This is a genomic window from Bacillota bacterium (assembly GCA_036504675.1).
Taxonomy (GTDB): Bacteria; Bacillota; Sulfobacillia; order JAJYWN01; family JAJZPE01; genus DASXUT01.
In genome coordinates this window covers 1-14305 of record DASXUT010000067.1, presented here as the reverse complement: position 1 = coordinate 14305, position 14305 = coordinate 1, and the positions used below count along the sequence as shown (strand labels likewise).

The following is a 14305-nucleotide window of genomic DNA, read 5'->3' as shown; positions in this document are numbered from 1 at the left end:
GCGAGGCCAGGCCTTATTGGGAGGTTTCAGCGATGTCGTTCTTTCGGAATCGGCGGAACGTGATCATCGTCTCCGTGGTGGCGGCCGTCGTCATCATCGGCGGGGCCTTCACCGGGCTCGTCTTGGTCCGGCGGAAGCAGGCCGCCTTCATGCGGGGCTTCACCATGACCATGTCCGGACTGGGGGCTCTGGCCAGAGCCACCGATGCCAAGGCCCTGACCACCGACCAGATCAACGGCCTGCTCAGCGTCCTCCGGCCACTCGAGCTGGAGGACAGCATCCCGACCAAGGAAGCCAAGCAAGTCATGGCCGACGTGAAAGGCGTCCTGACTCCCGACCAACAGGCTGCTCTGAACAGCGGGAACGCCCGCGACCTCTTCGGTGCGGGCGGCCCGGGGCAACCCGGGATGGGCAATGGCAACGGCCAGCAACCCGGAGGGTCGAGCGGCCAGCCGTCCGGAGGGACCAACCGGCAGCGGTCCGGCAACTTCGCGGGCGGCTTTGGCGGCATGGGCAGCTACGGCCGCCAGGGTGGCCTGAACGGCGTCCTTCGCTTCATCCTGCCCGGCGGGACCCGGGCCGGCATGTCCATCTCCGGGCGGATGTTCACCCGGATCATCGACGCCCTTGAGGCCCGGCTCTCTGGGACCACCCCCGGCCAGACCCAGTAAGTTCGGCCCGGACCGATGGCGACCCAGCCCGGTCATCGTCTTGACATAATGTTCCCACTGTCAACTCCCGTCCCCCATCCCCAGAAAGCGCCCCGGCCAAGAAGGTCGGGGCGTTTTTCTGTGAGCTCCCACGCAGGCAGCCCGGCAACTCCGAAACGCCCAGCCAGGGCGGGCGCTGAACGGAAGGAATTCCCGGTTCTGAGGGTGAAGCCTCCAGGCGGGACGAGGAACGTGGGCGGTCTAGGCCGGTCGACCGCAACGGGGACCGCTGGGCAGCATATGGATACTAGAGCGGCGCTCCTCTGCCCGGCACGAAGAAGGAGGACTCGGAATGACTGAACGTGATATCCCGGCCGATGTCGGGGCAGTCTTGAAGCAATCGTGGGAGATGTTCCGGAAAGGGTGGGCCCGGTATATTGCGACCATGCTGGTCATTTTCATCCCAGCCTACGTGGTCACGGCTCTTCTGGCCCTGGGCTTGGGCCTGAGGTACTGGCAGGGACCGGGCCTCGGTTTCATGAGCCTCCCGACCGGCGGAGTGGTGGGAGTGGCCGGTCTGGTCGCCCTGGTCGGGATGATCCTGAGCGGCCTGGAGTCGGGCGCGGTGGTCAGCCTCTTCAAGATGCAGTGGGACGGGGAACCCCTGAGCTGGCAGGAGGCCATCCGTCGGGCTTGGCCCTTGGTCTGGAACGTCGTCGGCGCCTCGATCCTCGTCGCCCTGCTGGTCCTGGTCGGCTTCATCCTACTGATCATCCCTGGCATCATCGTGGCCTTCCTCCTGTCGCTAACCGTTCAGGCCGTGGTCATCGACCGTCTCCCCATCACCAAGGCCCTCGGCACAAGCCTGCAGGCGGCGGCCAAGGCGGTCGTCTCGGTCCTTGTCGTCGTCCTCATCCAGGCGGCCGCCGGGGCCTTCATCGGGTTCCTCTTCCGCGACCTAGGTCCCGCGGGGGATCTCCTGAACGCCGTCGGCGGACTCTTCGTGACCACCTGGGCGGCCATCGCCCTGGGCCTCTGCTACCTGCAGGGGGCGCGGCCGACACCGGCCCTCGGCCCGGTCGGGGCCAGCGGACCCGGTGGACCCGGCGGAACCGCCCAACCCATCGGCCCCGGCGACAGCGGCCCGCAGCCCCCGCCGAACCCCGGAAACACGCCTTGACGCCGCGACTCAATCCCAGCTAAACTGGGGACACAAGGAAGCGGGGGAACCGGTCCATCGGGGTGAATCGCGTCACTGCGTAGGGCTCGCCGCCCGAACCCGTCAGCTAACCTCGCAAGCGTGGGCAGGGCATGGTCGCTCCCGGTGAAGACCAAGAGAGACCAACGAGAGGGGTGTCCACTTGAAACTTGTAGTGGCGATCGTCCAGGACAAGGACGCCGGCCGGCTGCTCGAGGCCTTGATGGCCAAGGGTTTTCGGGCCACCAAGCTGGCCAGCACGGGCGGCTTCCTGAGGGAGGGGAACACGACTCTCTTCATCGGCGTCGAGGACGGCCAGGTCGAGGCGGTCGAAGCCGTCGTCAAGCAGATCTGCAAGACCCGCAGGCAACTGGTGACGCCCCTCACCCCGATGGGCGGAACGATGGACGCCTACACGACCTACCCGATCGAGGTCCAGGTCGGTGGGGCGACCATCTTCGTCCTCGGCGTGGAGCGGTTTGACAAGGCGTGAGGTTCGGTGGAGCGCAGGGCAGTCATAAGGACGAGGCCGGCGCGCAGCGCGCCGGCCTCGTCGGCCTTCGGGCGGTAGGGGATCCGTCTTCGGCTTACAGAAACCGGGCGAGAAAGCCCACGGCTTCAGTCGTGGGGTGAATCGCCCACCCCTTTACCCGAACACGTGTTCGTGTTAGGATGGGCCTGTGGACACCGACTGGAACAAGCATGCCTCCGTTTCGTTGGTCAACTACCACTCCGTGTGGTACCCCCGGTATCGGCGCTCTGACTCGCGAAGTGGACAGGCCGTTCCTGGAGCTATTGGAGGAAGTTGTCAGGGAACTGGACCTGGTGGTCTTGGCTCTGGAAGTCATGCCCGATGTACACCTGTTTGTGAACGCTTCACCGGGCGTGCTCCTGCGGGGATCATCGAACAGTACGTCCAATCCCGAAGAGGAGGTGATATCCGAGTGCAGAGGTTGACCCTGAGACTGAAGCTACACCGCCCAACCCAGGTCAAGCAGCGATTGTACAGGGAACTGACGTCCCGGACCACGGTCCTGGCCAACAACCTTGTCGCAGCCGGGCGCCCTCGCGGGCTGACCAGCAGGACGGCGGCCCCATATGCGCCCGCCCCTATCCCTTCGGTCATCGTGTGCCAGGTTCTGCGGGAGGTGGCCGCCGCCCGGAGGGTTGGGCGATTCCGAGTTCTGCCGCCTTCCTTCAACAACCAGAACCTGAGCCTGGTAAAGACAGGGGACTTCTGGACGGCGAGTTTTCCGACCCATGCAGGCCGGGTCCGCGTACCCCTGGCCACCACCGAGCGGCAGACCTGCATCCTCTCCCAATTGGGCTCCACCATCAAGCAAGGGGCCGCCAAACTGTATGAGCAGCGAGGGCGTTGGTACCTGGCCCTGTCTGTCACCGTCAAGCCGGCGCCGTGCGCCGGAGCGAAGGTGGCGGGGATCGGCCTCGGCCTGCGCAACCTGGCCGTGGTCAACTGCGAAGGCGAAACGCTGTTCTTCAGTGGGGGCCAGGCTGCCTACGTGCGGCGCCGCATATCCGCTCTCCGGCGCAGGATGGGGCGGGCAAAAGCTCTGCGGGCCATCAAGCGCATGAAGGACAAGGAACAGTGGTGGATGCGCAACGTGGATCGGCTGCGACCCAAGCGCGACCGCAGGGACCGCGGCCGCAGCCTGCACTCATGGAGCTTCCATCGCCTGCAGAGCTTCATCACCTACAAGGCTAACCTTGCGGGCCTCAAGGTGGAGTGGGCCGTGCCCACCAACACCAGTCGGGCCTGCCCCGCCTGCGGGTCGACGGCGAAGGAGAACCGCTCGGGGATACACTTCCGGTGCAGGTCCTGCGGGCACTCCGGCCACGCGGACGCCGTCGCTGCGCTGAACATCGCGCGAGCGATTAGCGGTCTGGCAGCGGCGTAAGCCGTGAGAACCGCCGCCCGGTGCGGTAACCGCAATGGAACGTAGCCGGGGCGGGCCACTGACTTGGCCCTGATGGCGGCACCCATGAAGTCCGGACGGAAACGGATCGGGCAAAGGTAGCTGCCGACCAGCCTGGGATCATCTCAGGAATCCCACCCCTTCAAGGGTGGGAGGATGTCATTTCATCCCCAGCCTCCGGGCCACCGCCCGGCGTTTGAGGTGCTGGATCGAGTAGGTCTGATTGATGGACTTCGGGCAGGCCTCGACGCAGTTGAAGATGGTGTGACAGCGCCAGACCCCTTGCTCGTTGTCGAAGAGCTTGGTCCGCTCCTTGTTGCCGCGGTCCCGGGTGTCGACGGTGAAGCGGTTCAGCTTCAACAGGGCCGCCGGGCCGAGGTACTCCTCGTCCGTCCAGACCTGCGGGCATGACGAGTGGCAGGCCCCGCAGAGGATGCAGTCGACCATGTCGTCCATCTTCAGCCGGTCGGCCGCGGACTGGATGAACTCCTTCTCCGGCGGGGCCTCGTCGTTGATCAGGTAGGGCCTGATCCGCTCGTACTTCTCCCAGAAGGGGTCCATGTCGACGACGAGGTCCTTGATCACCTTGAGGTGGGGTAGCGGGCTGATGCTTATCTCCTCGGCCTTGAGGTCCTTGAGCTGGGTCTTGCAGGCCAGTCGGTAGGTCCCGTTGACGTAGAGGGCGCAGCTGCCGCAGATGGCCTCGCGGCAGGCATAGCGGAAGGCCAGCGAGCCGTCTTCGTGCTCGAGAAGGTAGAAGAGCAGGTCGAGGACGGTCATGCTGCCGGTCATCGGCACCTTGTAGCTGTCGTAGTGCGGCTCGTCGGTGGTCGCCGGGTCGAACCGGAAGACGTTGACGATGACCGACCTGAGGTCCTCGGGGCGCGGCTTGGTGTCGGTGATGCTCATCGCTAATACCTCCTGGCTTCAGGCTGCCACTTGGTGACTTCGACGGCCTTGAAGTCAAAGCGGGGCCCATCCGGAGTGTGGTGCGCCATGGTGTGCTTGAGCCAGTTGGCATCGTCGCGTTCCTTGTAGTCGGTGCGGGCGTGGGAGCCGCGACTCTCCTGGCGGTTGAGGGCCCCCTTGGCGATGATCTCGGCCAGGTCGAGCTTCATCCCGAGCTCGTAGGTGCGCAGCAGGTCGAGGTTGAAGCGGCGGCCGCGGTAGCCGACGTGGATCCTCCTGTACCGCTCCTGCAGTTTCTTGATGGCCTCGACGGCTTCGGACATCTGGGCCTCGTCGCGGAAGATGCCGACCTTTTCGATCATCGTCTCCTTCATCAGGTCGCGGATGGCCGCCGGATCCTCGGGACCGTCGGCCGCCCGGAGGTCCTCCCAGCGCTCACGCATGCGATGGAGATGCTCGCGGAGCAGCCGCTCGTCTGGGCCGCCCTTCCCGCCGCCCCTGACGTAGCCGGCCGCGTGGGCCCCGGACCGCTGCCCGAAGACGATCGTCTCGAGCAGGGAGTTGCCGCCGAGCCGGTTGGCCCCATGGACGCTGACGCAAGCGCACTCGCCCGCGGCATAGAAGCCCTTGATCACCGTCGCCCCGTCGGCGTCGGTGTCGATGCCCCCCATCGAGTAGTGCTGGCCGGGCTGGATCGGGATCGGCTTCTCGATGGGGTCGACACCGACGAAGTTGATGCTGATGTCGCGGATGGCCGGCAGTCGCTCGAGGATCTTCTTCGCGCCCAGGTGGGTCAGGTCGAGGTGGACGTAGCCCCCGGGGAAGCCCCGGCCCTCATTGATCTCGGTCTGGATCGATCGCGCGACGATGTCCCGCGGGCCGAGTTCCATGGCCTTCGGGGCGTACTTCTCCATGAACCGCTCGCCGTTGGCGTTCCTCAGGTACCCGCCTTCGCCGCGGGCACCCTCGGTGATCAGGACGTTGTTGCCGAAGAGCGAGGTCGGGTGGAACTGGATGAACTCCATGTCCTTCAAGGGAACGCCGGCGTAGTAGGCCACGGCCATGCCCGATCCGGTGACGATGATCGAGTTGGTCGACCGTCCATAGACGCGGCCGGTCCCGCCGGTCCCGAAGATCACCGCGTCGGCGCCGACCGGGACGAGGTCGCCGTCCCGGAGGTTCAGGGCGATTACGCCGCGGCACACCCCGCCGTCAATGACCAGCGAGAGGACCGTCCACTCTTCGTAGATCTTGATGTTCCGCTTGACGGCCTGCTCGTACATGGTGTGGAGAAGGGCGTGCCCGGTCTTGTCCGCGGCGTAGCAGGTCCGCGGATAGCCGGCGCCGCCGAATGGGCGCTGGGCGATCTTGCCCTCGTCCGTCCTCGAAAACGGGCAGCCCCAGTGTTCCATCTCGTAGATGCGGAGCGGGGCGTCGGCGGTCATGGTGATGGCCGCCGGCTGGTCGGCCAGGAAGTCCGACCCCTTGACGGTGTCGAAGGCGTGCTTCTCGATGGTGTCGTCTCGGCCCTTCTCGGCGTTGGCCAGGGCCGCGTTGACCCCGCCCTGGGCGGCCACCGAGTGCGACCGCACCGGGTGGACCCGGGTCATGACGGCCACGTCAAGGCCGGCCTCCTTGGCTTCGATCGCCGCGCGCAGAGCGGCGAGCCCGCCACCGACGATCAGAACCTGATGGTACATGCTTGGCATAGGCTCACCCCCCGAAGACGCCCCGACCGCTCCAGAAGGAGACGAGGGCGGTGGCGCCATAGATGGTCATCATGATGCCGACGGTCCAGAGGACACCGGTCAGGATGGACGCGGCCCGGCGGCTGATGTTCCAGTCCAGGACGACGTTGCGGAGGCCGTTCAGCCCGTGGTAGAGGCCGAGGGCCAAGAGCCCGGAGTCGATGAGGATGAAGAGGAAGGCCTTCAGTCGGACGGTGACCGCCGCGAAAACCAGCTGCCCCTCACCGCCGTAGTGCAAGAGGAGCAGGTGGGTCCCGAGGAGGACCACCAGCAGGAAACCGGACAGCCGTTGGATCAGCCAGGCCGTTGACCCACCTGGGCCGACGAGCCAGGCCGGTCGATCGCGATCGTTGGCGCTCACTCGCGCGTGCCTCCTTTTGTCAGGCCCGGAAGAGTAGTTTGGAGCTGGCGTAGGCGAAGAAAGCGAAGACCGCCGTGCCGATGGCCATCATCGTCCAGAAGATGCCGCGCTGGTTCTTGATCCCGTAGCCGAGGTCGAAGAAGATGATCCGGATGCCGTTGAGCCCGTGATACAGGACGACCGCCACCAGGACAAGATCGATGAGCACGAAGGGCTTCGTGGTCAAAAGCCCCATCACGGCGTCGAAGGAACCTCCGCCGAAGTTGACTGAAGCGATTACGAAGATGTGCAGGAGGATGTAGAACACAAGAGCCAGACCCGTGATGCGGTGGAAGAGCCAGGCGTACATCCCGGCCCTCACGTTGCGCGGCCACAGGTCTGAGTTGCCGTGGAGCTCGCTCATGTGCCGACGGCTTGCCAAATCTGCTTCACCCCCTATTCCGGAGCATGGTTGTATGGCTTTCCAACTTGCAAGATTCCTGCCACAGCGGGCCTTGAAAGCTCCAACCAAATTAGTTCCACAGTTCGGTTGGCTTTCCTCCTCGCCTATTCTTGCCAGCATCGCCCCCGGAGAACAGCGGCGGTTAACCGTTCTTGGCTTGCCGCTCCCTGCTCCACGGTGTTAGAATTAAACAACCGCGCATCACCAGGCGCGGTCAGGGGTGAGAGATCACATCGAAGCCTTCATCGGCACGATCACCAACGATATCGCCAAGTATGGCTACCTGGCCATCGTCTTCGGGATGTTCATCGAGAACGCCGGGATGCCCGTGCCCAGTGAGCCCATGCTGCTCTTCGCGGGCTACCTCGTCCACCTGGGTAAGCTCAACCTGGCCGGGGCCCTGGGGTCGGCCATCCTCGGCAGCCTCTTGGGCGGCCTGGTCATGTACTGGATCGGCGCCGCCGGAGGGCGCGCCCTCATTCTTCGTTATGGCCGGTTCGTCCACCTGACTCCGAAGGCCTTGGAGCGGACAGAGGCCTGGTTCAACCGTTTCGGCCGCGGGGCGGTCAGCCTGGCCAGGATCATCCCGATCATCCGAACCTGGATTTCGATGCCTGCCGGCATCGCCAGGATGCCTCTCCCCTATTTCGTCGCCTTCACCACCCTCGGCGTCCTTCCCTGGTGTCTGGCCCTGCTGACCATCGGCTACGGTCTGGGCGCCCGCTGGGAGGTCTTCGAGTCCAGGATCTGGTCCTTCGATGTCCTGGCGGTGGCTTTACCCCTCGTGGCCGTCGCCGCCCTGGCCCTTATCCTGCGGGCCCGGAGCCGGGCCAACCAGGAGAAGTCACGGCCCGAACGCTAGCCCGCGGCCCCCGGGCCCGGACGATAGTCTCAGGCCGAAAAAGAACCAGGCGGACCTGCGACTGGTCCGCCTGGGTTGCGCCCGCTACCGCCGTATGGGATGACCATTGCTGCGATAGTGTAGGTGAGTTGGAGTCACTGAGCCCCGGAGTGGGTAAAGTCTGAAGGAATCGGATGCGACGGTGTGGTGAACGTTGAGAAAATGGCGTTGGCTACGATGTTGAGAGTGAATGAAGAGGTAGTCTGCTCCGGATGAGGGGCGTCAGTTGCGTGCTGCATAGAAGGATGGGTAGATTGGTGTGGATAAGGCTTTGAATAGCGGGCTGGTGAAGCCTTGTGGTAGAAGCGGTCGATCGGCCGCTTCTATTTAGTTTAGTTGTTTCCCTTGCCGCGGTGGCCTGGGCTACGGATAAGTACCACTTTCATCTAGGCCGTCCGCTTGAATAAGAGGCACTTAACTAAACCCAAGCGCGTCACTTCCGCTGCTTTAGTGCCCGGCTTCACAATTAATTATAGCCCGTTAAGTGCCCCCTGTCAACACCTTAAGTGCCAGCTTGTTCACCTTTTTGTGGCCGCTGCCAGGGCTTGACGGCGGCCCCGCCGCCATGCCCGTCAGACGACCTCGGCCGGGACGCTCGCGGAAGGTTGACCCTTTACGGGCCCGCCTCGTGATATGCGTTGATATTTATCTTTGCTCACGGCCCGGTCTCCCCGTCCGGGTTGGACCCTCGGCGGGGGTGCCCCTGCCAGCCGGGCCCTTCCGGGTCACGCGGCCGCCGGCAAGGACCAGACCTGCGGCAAGGAGCCCGAAAACCGGAGAGTCGTCCTGCTGGGCCTGACGCTTCGTCACGGGGGGCGGCTGCGGGCCGACTTCATCGGTACGGGGATGCACGGCGGGGCCATCTACCTACGCGGCGGGGTTGATCCCGAGCAACTGGGCCGGGAGGTCGGGGTGACCGAGCCCGACGACGGCGACCTGGTCTTCCTGGCCGACGCGGTCGGGTCGTACGCCGCCCACTTCCAGGTCGACCCCGAGCGGATCCTCAAGGATCAGTTCGTCAAGCTCTACCCGAAGTACTTGAGACCCTATGGGCGATTGTACGCGAGCTGAGGACCGGCGTTTTCAATTCCTTTGGGCCTGCGCCAACAACCTGATCGCCCGTTCGACCACGGGCCGGTCGACCATCTTCCCCTCGACCACGATGACCCCCTTGTTCTCGGCCGCCGGATGCCCGGCCGCCTCCACCACCCGCCGGGCGAAATCGAGCTCGGCCCCGGTCGGCGAGAAGGCTCGGTGGATCGTTTCTATCTGCTTGGGGTGGATCGCCAGCTTGCCGGAAAAGCCCAGTTGACGGACGTGGGCGCACTCCCCGGCCAGGCCCTCGTCGTCGTCCAGGTCGGTGTAGACGGTGTCGATGGCCGGCACGCCGGCCGCCGCCGCGGCCACGACCATGACCCCCCGGGCATAGGCCAACTCGTGGCCGGCCTTGGTGCGGGTGGCCCCGAGGTCGCGGGTGAAGTCCTCGCCGCCGAAGGAGATGGCCTCGACCCGGTCGGACGCGGCCGCCAGGTCATGGGCCCGGACCAGCCCGAGGGCCGATTCGATGAGGGGAATGATGGTCAAACCCCCCAGGGGAAGGCCGCGTTCCCCTTCCAGTCGGCGGAGGGTCCGGCCGACCAGGCGGAGATCGTCGGCCCGCTCGGCCTTGGCCACGACCACGCCCTTCAGCCCCGGCCGGACGGTGGCCGCCAGGTCAGTCTCGCAAAGGCCGCTGGACACGGCATTGACCCGGACGTAGATCGACATCGGGTAGCCCCCGGGCTTCAGGGAGGCGGCGATCAGCCCTCGGGCGGCGTCCTTGTTAGGCGGGGCAACCGCATCCTCGAGGTCCCAGATCACCGCGTCGGCCGCCACGGTGGCCGTCTTGGCCAGGACCTTCTCCCGGTCACCCGGCATGAACAAGAAGCTGCGAAGGAAACCCACGGGCCCTTCCTCCTCTTCACTCGTCATGTCGCGGATGTCCGACGATCCGCCCTCTGGGATGGGCAGGATGGACAACTCCAGAAGACCCGGACGGGTCTCGCCGGGCCTCGCTACCAATACGGCGGTGGGCTCACCGGCGTACTGGGCGACGACCATCAGGTGACCGCTGAAGCCACCTCGGCCGTCGATGACGGCCGCCTGAAACCCCGGAAGGCGCTCGATCAGGTACCCCAGGACTTCGGCGATCGAGTCCCCGGGGACTTCCATCACCCCTCGATCACCGAGGTGGAGGAGGGATGGAATCTTCAGGCGGACGGCGGTCATCGCTTCAGAACGCCCCCAGATCGGCGATCCCCAACTCAACGAGCTTGGATTCCTTTGGCTCACCCGTCTTGGCGTCCCAGCCCATCATCTCGTAGTAGAGCTGAACCGCCCGGACGAAGGCCGCCCGATCGATCTTCCTGCCGGTCAGAAGGCCGCTCTCCGACGGCTGATAGAAGACCTCCGGGAGGACGTCGTCGGCCACCGTGAAGCCTTCGCGGACGGCGAAGAGCCGCCCGAGGGTGACCGTCCGCTCACCGGCCTTCATCAACTCGAAGAGGCTGCCGTTCCAACCGGTGGCGGCGTTGACGATGGACACCAGGTCGCCCATCTTCAGGAGCTTGCCGGGCCCGATGACGAAGCAGCACATCGACAGGGTGTTGAAGAGGTTCCAGGTCTGCTGGCCGTAGTAGAAGAAGCGGACCTTGTCCGGGCCGATGTCCCGGCCCGGCGTGCCCCGGTAGATGCCCAGCTCCTTGAGGTCGTCGACGCCGAACTTGCCCTCCTCGAAGAGCAGGTCGTGAGGGGCCTGGACGTGGTCGGCGCCCCAGGGTGAGAGGGCGAAGGCCAGGCCGATGCCGGCCTTGCCGCGTGGTTCGTGCATCGCGATCTCCTGGCCCTTGACCGCTCGGACGAAGCGCTCGGCGCCGCGGCCGATCTCCTTGGCCGCCCGGACGCTTCCTTCCGCCAGGAGGGCTCCCAGGCCACGCTTGAAGGCGATGGCCTCGATCAGCTCGAGGACCGCCCGGCCGTTGCCGAAGCGGAGGTCGAGACCGCCGGTCTGCTCCTTGGTCAGCAGCCCGGCCTCGTAGCAGTCCATGGCGAAGGCGATGGTCACGCCGGTGCTGATCGTGTCGAGAGTGTAGCGGTTGCAGAGTTCGTGGGCCTTGGCGTAGACCTCGGGGTCGCCGACGAGGAGGTTGGGGGCAAAGGCCCCGGCAGTCTCGTACTCGGGGCCGCCGTATTCCGGGTCGATGTCGAACTTGCCCCCGCCGCACACGAGTTTACAGCGGTTGGGGCAACCCGAACAGGCCCCCCGGCCCTGGAGGATGGTGTCCTTCATGGCGTTCAGGGTGATCTTCTCGTATTCATCGAAGTGGCCGCCCCGGAAGTTCTTGGTCGGCAGGATCCCGCCGGCGTCGAGGGACTCGATGTCCCAACCGATGGTCCCCCCATCGTAGAGGAGACCCTGGATCGGGTGGCTCCGGAAGACCTCGACGAAGCTGCGGTTGATCCGATTCAGGGCCTCCCGGTCGTGAAAGGCCGGCATCTTCGACCCCCGGACGGCCACCGCCTTGAGGTTCTTGGCCCCCATGACGGCGCCCATCCCCGTCCGCCCATTGGTGTGTTTCAACTCGTTGACCACGCAGGCGTAGCGGACCTGATTCTCCCCGGCCTGCCCGATGCAGGCCACCCGGACCTTCTCATCACCGAGTTCCCCGCGGATCCTCCCCTGGGCGTAGCCGGTGTCGTGGCCCCACAGGCCGGCGGCGTCCCTGAACTCGACCCCGCCGTCGTGGATCCAGAGCCAGGTCGGCCGGTCAGCCCGGCCCTTGACGACGATCGCCTCGAAGCCAGCCTTCTTCAGTTCGGGGCCGAAGTAGCCGCCGGCCTCGGCCTGCCCCATCGCCCCAGTCAGGGGCGACTTGGCGGCGACGGTGAACCGGCTGGCCCCCGGCACGGGCGCCCCGACCACGACCGAGGTCGCGAAGACCAGGACGTTATCGGGCCCCAAGGGATCGACCCGGGGTCTCATCTCGGTCAACAGGTAGTAGGCGGCCAGGGCGCTTCCGCCGAGGAAGGTCCGGAAGAAACGCTCGTCCTTTTCTTCCACGGCGTAGGAGGACGTCGACAGATCCACCTTCAGGATCTTCCCGTTGTAGCCGAACGGCATCGGGGCCCCCCCTTTCGTCAACCTACTGCGAAGCCGCCTCCTTGTAAACCTTGATGGCCACCTCCGGACACATCACGGCACAGAGGGCGCAGCCGTTGCACTGTTCCGGCTTGACCAGGGCGGCCACCGGGTAGCCGGCGGCGTTGATCCGCTCCGACAGGCCCAGGGCCTTCTTGGCGCAGAAGTGGACGCACAGGCCGCAGCCCTTGCACATCCTCTCGTCAAAGGTCACGTAAGCCGCCATCTCGCCTCAAACCCCCGCTTTCGAAGCGGCCGCCAAATCCTTTGACCGCCGCATGACATAGTAGCCTTGGTGGATTGCCTTGAGGTTCGTCTCGAGCAGGGTCTCCTTGCTCCCCGAGGTGATCTTGCGAACCCCCGCCTCGACCCGGGCCAAGTCGAGGGTCGGATGGACGGCGGCGAGGGCGCCCAGCATCACCATGTTCAGGGACTTGGGGGCCCCGATCTCTTCGGCCAGCCGCCGGGCGGGCACCCGGAAGACCGTCACGTCGCTCCGCTTCAGCTCGGTGTCGATCAGTTCGGCCACCAAGAGGACCAGTCCGCCCGGCTTGACGTCGGGACCGAACCGCTCCAGCGACGGCTTGTTGAAGATGAGGGCCACGTCCGGCTGGTAGACCAGCGGCGACCGGACCGTCTGGTCGGCGATGACGACCGCGCAGTTGGCCGTCCCGCCCCGCATCTCCGGACCATAGGAGGCGGTCCAGACGGTCTCCTTGCCGGCCAGCATGGCCGCGTAGGCCATGGTCTGGCCGAGGAAGAGGATCCCCTGGCCGCCGAAGCCGGCGATCCTATACTCGGTCTTCATTCAGCTCACCCCCTTGGAAGTCTTGATCTCCCCGAGGGGGTAGTAAGGGATCAGGTTCTCATCGACCCAGCGCATCGCGGCCACCGGATCGAGCTTGAGGTTGACCGGGCAGGGCGAGAGGATCTCGACGAGGCCGAAACCGCCCCCGTTCAGTTGAGTCTCGAAGGCCCGGCGAACGTACTTCTTGGCGGTGAGGACGTTCTTCGGCGAGGACACCGCCCCCCTGGCGATGTAGGCCGTCGCCGGGAGCTGAGCCAGGATCTCCGAGAGGCGGATCGGCGGGCCGGTCCACTTCGGGTCTCGGCCCTTCGGATAGGTCGTCGTCTTCTGCCCGACCAGGGTGGTTGGGGCCATCTGGCCGCCGGTCGCTCCAAAGACGGCGTTGTTGATGAAGACGACGCTGATCGCTTCCCCTCGGGACGCGGCATGCATGGTCTCGGCCATGCCGATCGAGGTCAGGTCGCCGTCGCCCTGGTAGGTGAAGACAAACTGGTCCGGCTGGGCCCGCTTCACCCCGGTGGCGATGGCCAGGGCCCGGCCATGGGGTCCCTGGATGACGTCAACGTCGAAGTTGCGCCAGCACCTGACGGAGCAGCCGATGCTGGTGATGATGATCGATTTGCTTTGGAGACCCAACTCGTCGATGGTCTCGGCGACCAGCCGGTGGGCCAGGCCGTGCCCGCAGCCCGGGCAGTACAGGAACGGATTGTCGGTCAGGCACTTCGGCTTGCCGAAGACCTCTCGGTAGACCTTCCCGTCGCTCACGCCCCGTCCCCCCCATCGACCATCTTCAGGATCTGCTCCTCGATGGCCGCCGGGGTGGGGACCCAACCGCCGCCGTGCCCATAGAAGCGGACCTTGGCGGCGCAATCGGCGTTCAGGCGGACGTCCTGGACCATCTGGCCCTCGTTCATCTCCACCGACAGGTAGCCCTTGACCTTCGGGTAGCGCTGGAAGGTCTTGGCGGGGAACGGCCAGAGGGTGATCGGCCGGATCATCCCGACCCGGTGGCCCTTCTCCCGGAGGTTATCGACGGCCATCGAGGCCAGCCGGGCGACGATGCCGAAAGCGACGATGGCGTAATCGGCGTCATCCATCCGCAGGCACTCGGCCCGCTGCTCCTCGGCCTCGATGATCCGGTACTTCTCTTGCAGCCTCTCGTTGAGCTGGATCAGCT

The 14305-nt window shown here is 65.7% G+C and carries 16 protein-coding genes and 1 riboswitch; of the genes, 6 read left to right on the top strand and 10 right to left on the bottom strand.

The window, feature by feature from the left end; translation table 11 throughout:
• Nucleotides 1–32: 32 nt before the first annotated feature.
• The 4 genes from VGL40_05065 (at nucleotide 33) to VGL40_05050 (ending at nucleotide 3764) form a co-directional block, all read left to right on the top strand.
• Nucleotides 33–671 carry a hypothetical protein gene (locus VGL40_05065; protein ID HEY3314637.1) on the top strand — a complete coding sequence of 213 codons (639 nt, stop codon included), beginning with the start codon at nucleotides 33–35 and terminating at the stop codon, nucleotides 669–671.
• A gap of 331 nt (nucleotides 672–1002) precedes the next feature.
• Entirely contained in the window at nucleotides 1003–1830 is an 828-nt protein-coding gene (locus VGL40_05060) for a YciC family protein (protein HEY3314636.1), read from the top strand.
• Between the two features lie 7 nt (nucleotides 1831–1837).
• Nucleotides 1838–1965, top strand: a riboswitch (cyclic di-AMP (ydaO/yuaA leader).
• A gap of 46 nt (nucleotides 1966–2011) precedes the next feature.
• The gene (locus tag VGL40_05055; GenBank protein HEY3314635.1) at nucleotides 2012–2341 is read left to right on the top strand and encodes a cyclic-di-AMP receptor; all 330 of its coding nucleotides are present in this window, start codon (nucleotides 2012–2014) and stop codon (nucleotides 2339–2341) included.
• Nucleotides 2342–2792: 451 nt separating this feature from the next.
• Nucleotides 2793–3764: a transposase gene (locus tag VGL40_05050; GenBank protein HEY3314634.1), complete on the top strand. Its 972-nt coding sequence runs from the start codon at nucleotides 2793–2795 to the stop codon at nucleotides 3762–3764.
• Nucleotides 3765–3941: 177 nt separating this feature from the next.
• On the opposite strand, the gene VGL40_05045 is transcribed toward VGL40_05050, so the two are convergent.
• The 4 genes from VGL40_05045 to sdhC are packed head-to-tail and all read right to left on the bottom strand — an operon-like array spanning nucleotide 3942 to nucleotide 7221.
• Entirely contained in the window at nucleotides 3942–4691 is a 750-nt protein-coding gene (locus VGL40_05045) for a succinate dehydrogenase iron-sulfur subunit (GenBank protein ID HEY3314633.1), read from the bottom strand.
• Between the two features lie 2 nt (nucleotides 4692–4693).
• Nucleotides 4694–6400, bottom strand: a complete 1707-nt coding sequence (locus VGL40_05040; protein HEY3314632.1) for an FAD-binding protein — start codon at nucleotides 6398–6400, stop codon at nucleotides 4694–4696.
• A 4-nt stretch (nucleotides 6401–6404) separates the two neighbouring features.
• Complete coding sequence (locus VGL40_05035) at nucleotides 6405–6800, bottom strand: hypothetical protein (GenBank protein HEY3314631.1); 396 nt, start codon at nucleotides 6798–6800, stop codon at nucleotides 6405–6407.
• Nucleotides 6801–6819: 19 nt separating this feature from the next.
• The gene (gene sdhC / locus VGL40_05030; GenBank protein ID HEY3314630.1) at nucleotides 6820–7221 is read right to left on the bottom strand and encodes a succinate dehydrogenase, cytochrome b556 subunit; all 402 of its coding nucleotides are present in this window, start codon (nucleotides 7219–7221) and stop codon (nucleotides 6820–6822) included.
• Between the two features lie 241 nt (nucleotides 7222–7462).
• Here sdhC and VGL40_05025 point away from each other — a divergent pair, with 241 nt between their 5' ends.
• Nucleotides 7463–8104: a DedA family protein gene (locus tag VGL40_05025; protein HEY3314629.1), complete on the top strand. Its 642-nt coding sequence runs from the start codon at nucleotides 7463–7465 to the stop codon at nucleotides 8102–8104.
• Nucleotides 8105–8794: 690 nt separating this feature from the next.
• Nucleotides 8795–9214, top strand: coding sequence for a hypothetical protein (locus VGL40_05020; protein ID HEY3314628.1), 420 nt, complete (start codon nucleotides 8795–8797; stop codon nucleotides 9212–9214).
• 12 nt (nucleotides 9215–9226) lie between these two features.
• Here the strand turns inward: VGL40_05020 and VGL40_05015 are convergent, their stop codons facing one another.
• The 6 genes from VGL40_05015 to VGL40_04990 form a co-directional block, all read right to left on the bottom strand.
• Nucleotides 9227–10411: a CoA ester lyase gene (locus tag VGL40_05015; GenBank protein ID HEY3314627.1), complete on the bottom strand. Its 1185-nt coding sequence runs from the start codon at nucleotides 10409–10411 to the stop codon at nucleotides 9227–9229.
• Between the two features lie 4 nt (nucleotides 10412–10415).
• The gene (locus VGL40_05010) at nucleotides 10416–12302 is read right to left on the bottom strand and encodes an aldehyde ferredoxin oxidoreductase family protein (protein HEY3314626.1); all 1887 of its coding nucleotides are present in this window, start codon (nucleotides 12300–12302) and stop codon (nucleotides 10416–10418) included.
• A gap of 22 nt (nucleotides 12303–12324) precedes the next feature.
• Entirely contained in the window at nucleotides 12325–12546 is a 222-nt protein-coding gene (locus VGL40_05005; protein HEY3314625.1) for a 4Fe-4S dicluster domain-containing protein, read from the bottom strand.
• 6 nt (nucleotides 12547–12552) lie between these two features.
• The gene (locus tag VGL40_05000; GenBank protein ID HEY3314624.1) at nucleotides 12553–13128 is read right to left on the bottom strand and encodes a 2-oxoacid:acceptor oxidoreductase family protein; all 576 of its coding nucleotides are present in this window, start codon (nucleotides 13126–13128) and stop codon (nucleotides 12553–12555) included.
• Nucleotides 13129–13893: a thiamine pyrophosphate-dependent enzyme gene (locus tag VGL40_04995; protein ID HEY3314623.1), complete on the bottom strand. Its 765-nt coding sequence runs from the start codon at nucleotides 13891–13893 to the stop codon at nucleotides 13129–13131.
• The coding region (locus VGL40_04990; GenBank protein HEY3314622.1) for a 3-methyl-2-oxobutanoate dehydrogenase subunit beta at nucleotides 13890–14305 on the bottom strand (416 nt) is incomplete at its 5' end. The genes VGL40_04990 and VGL40_04995, both read right to left, overlap by 4 nt.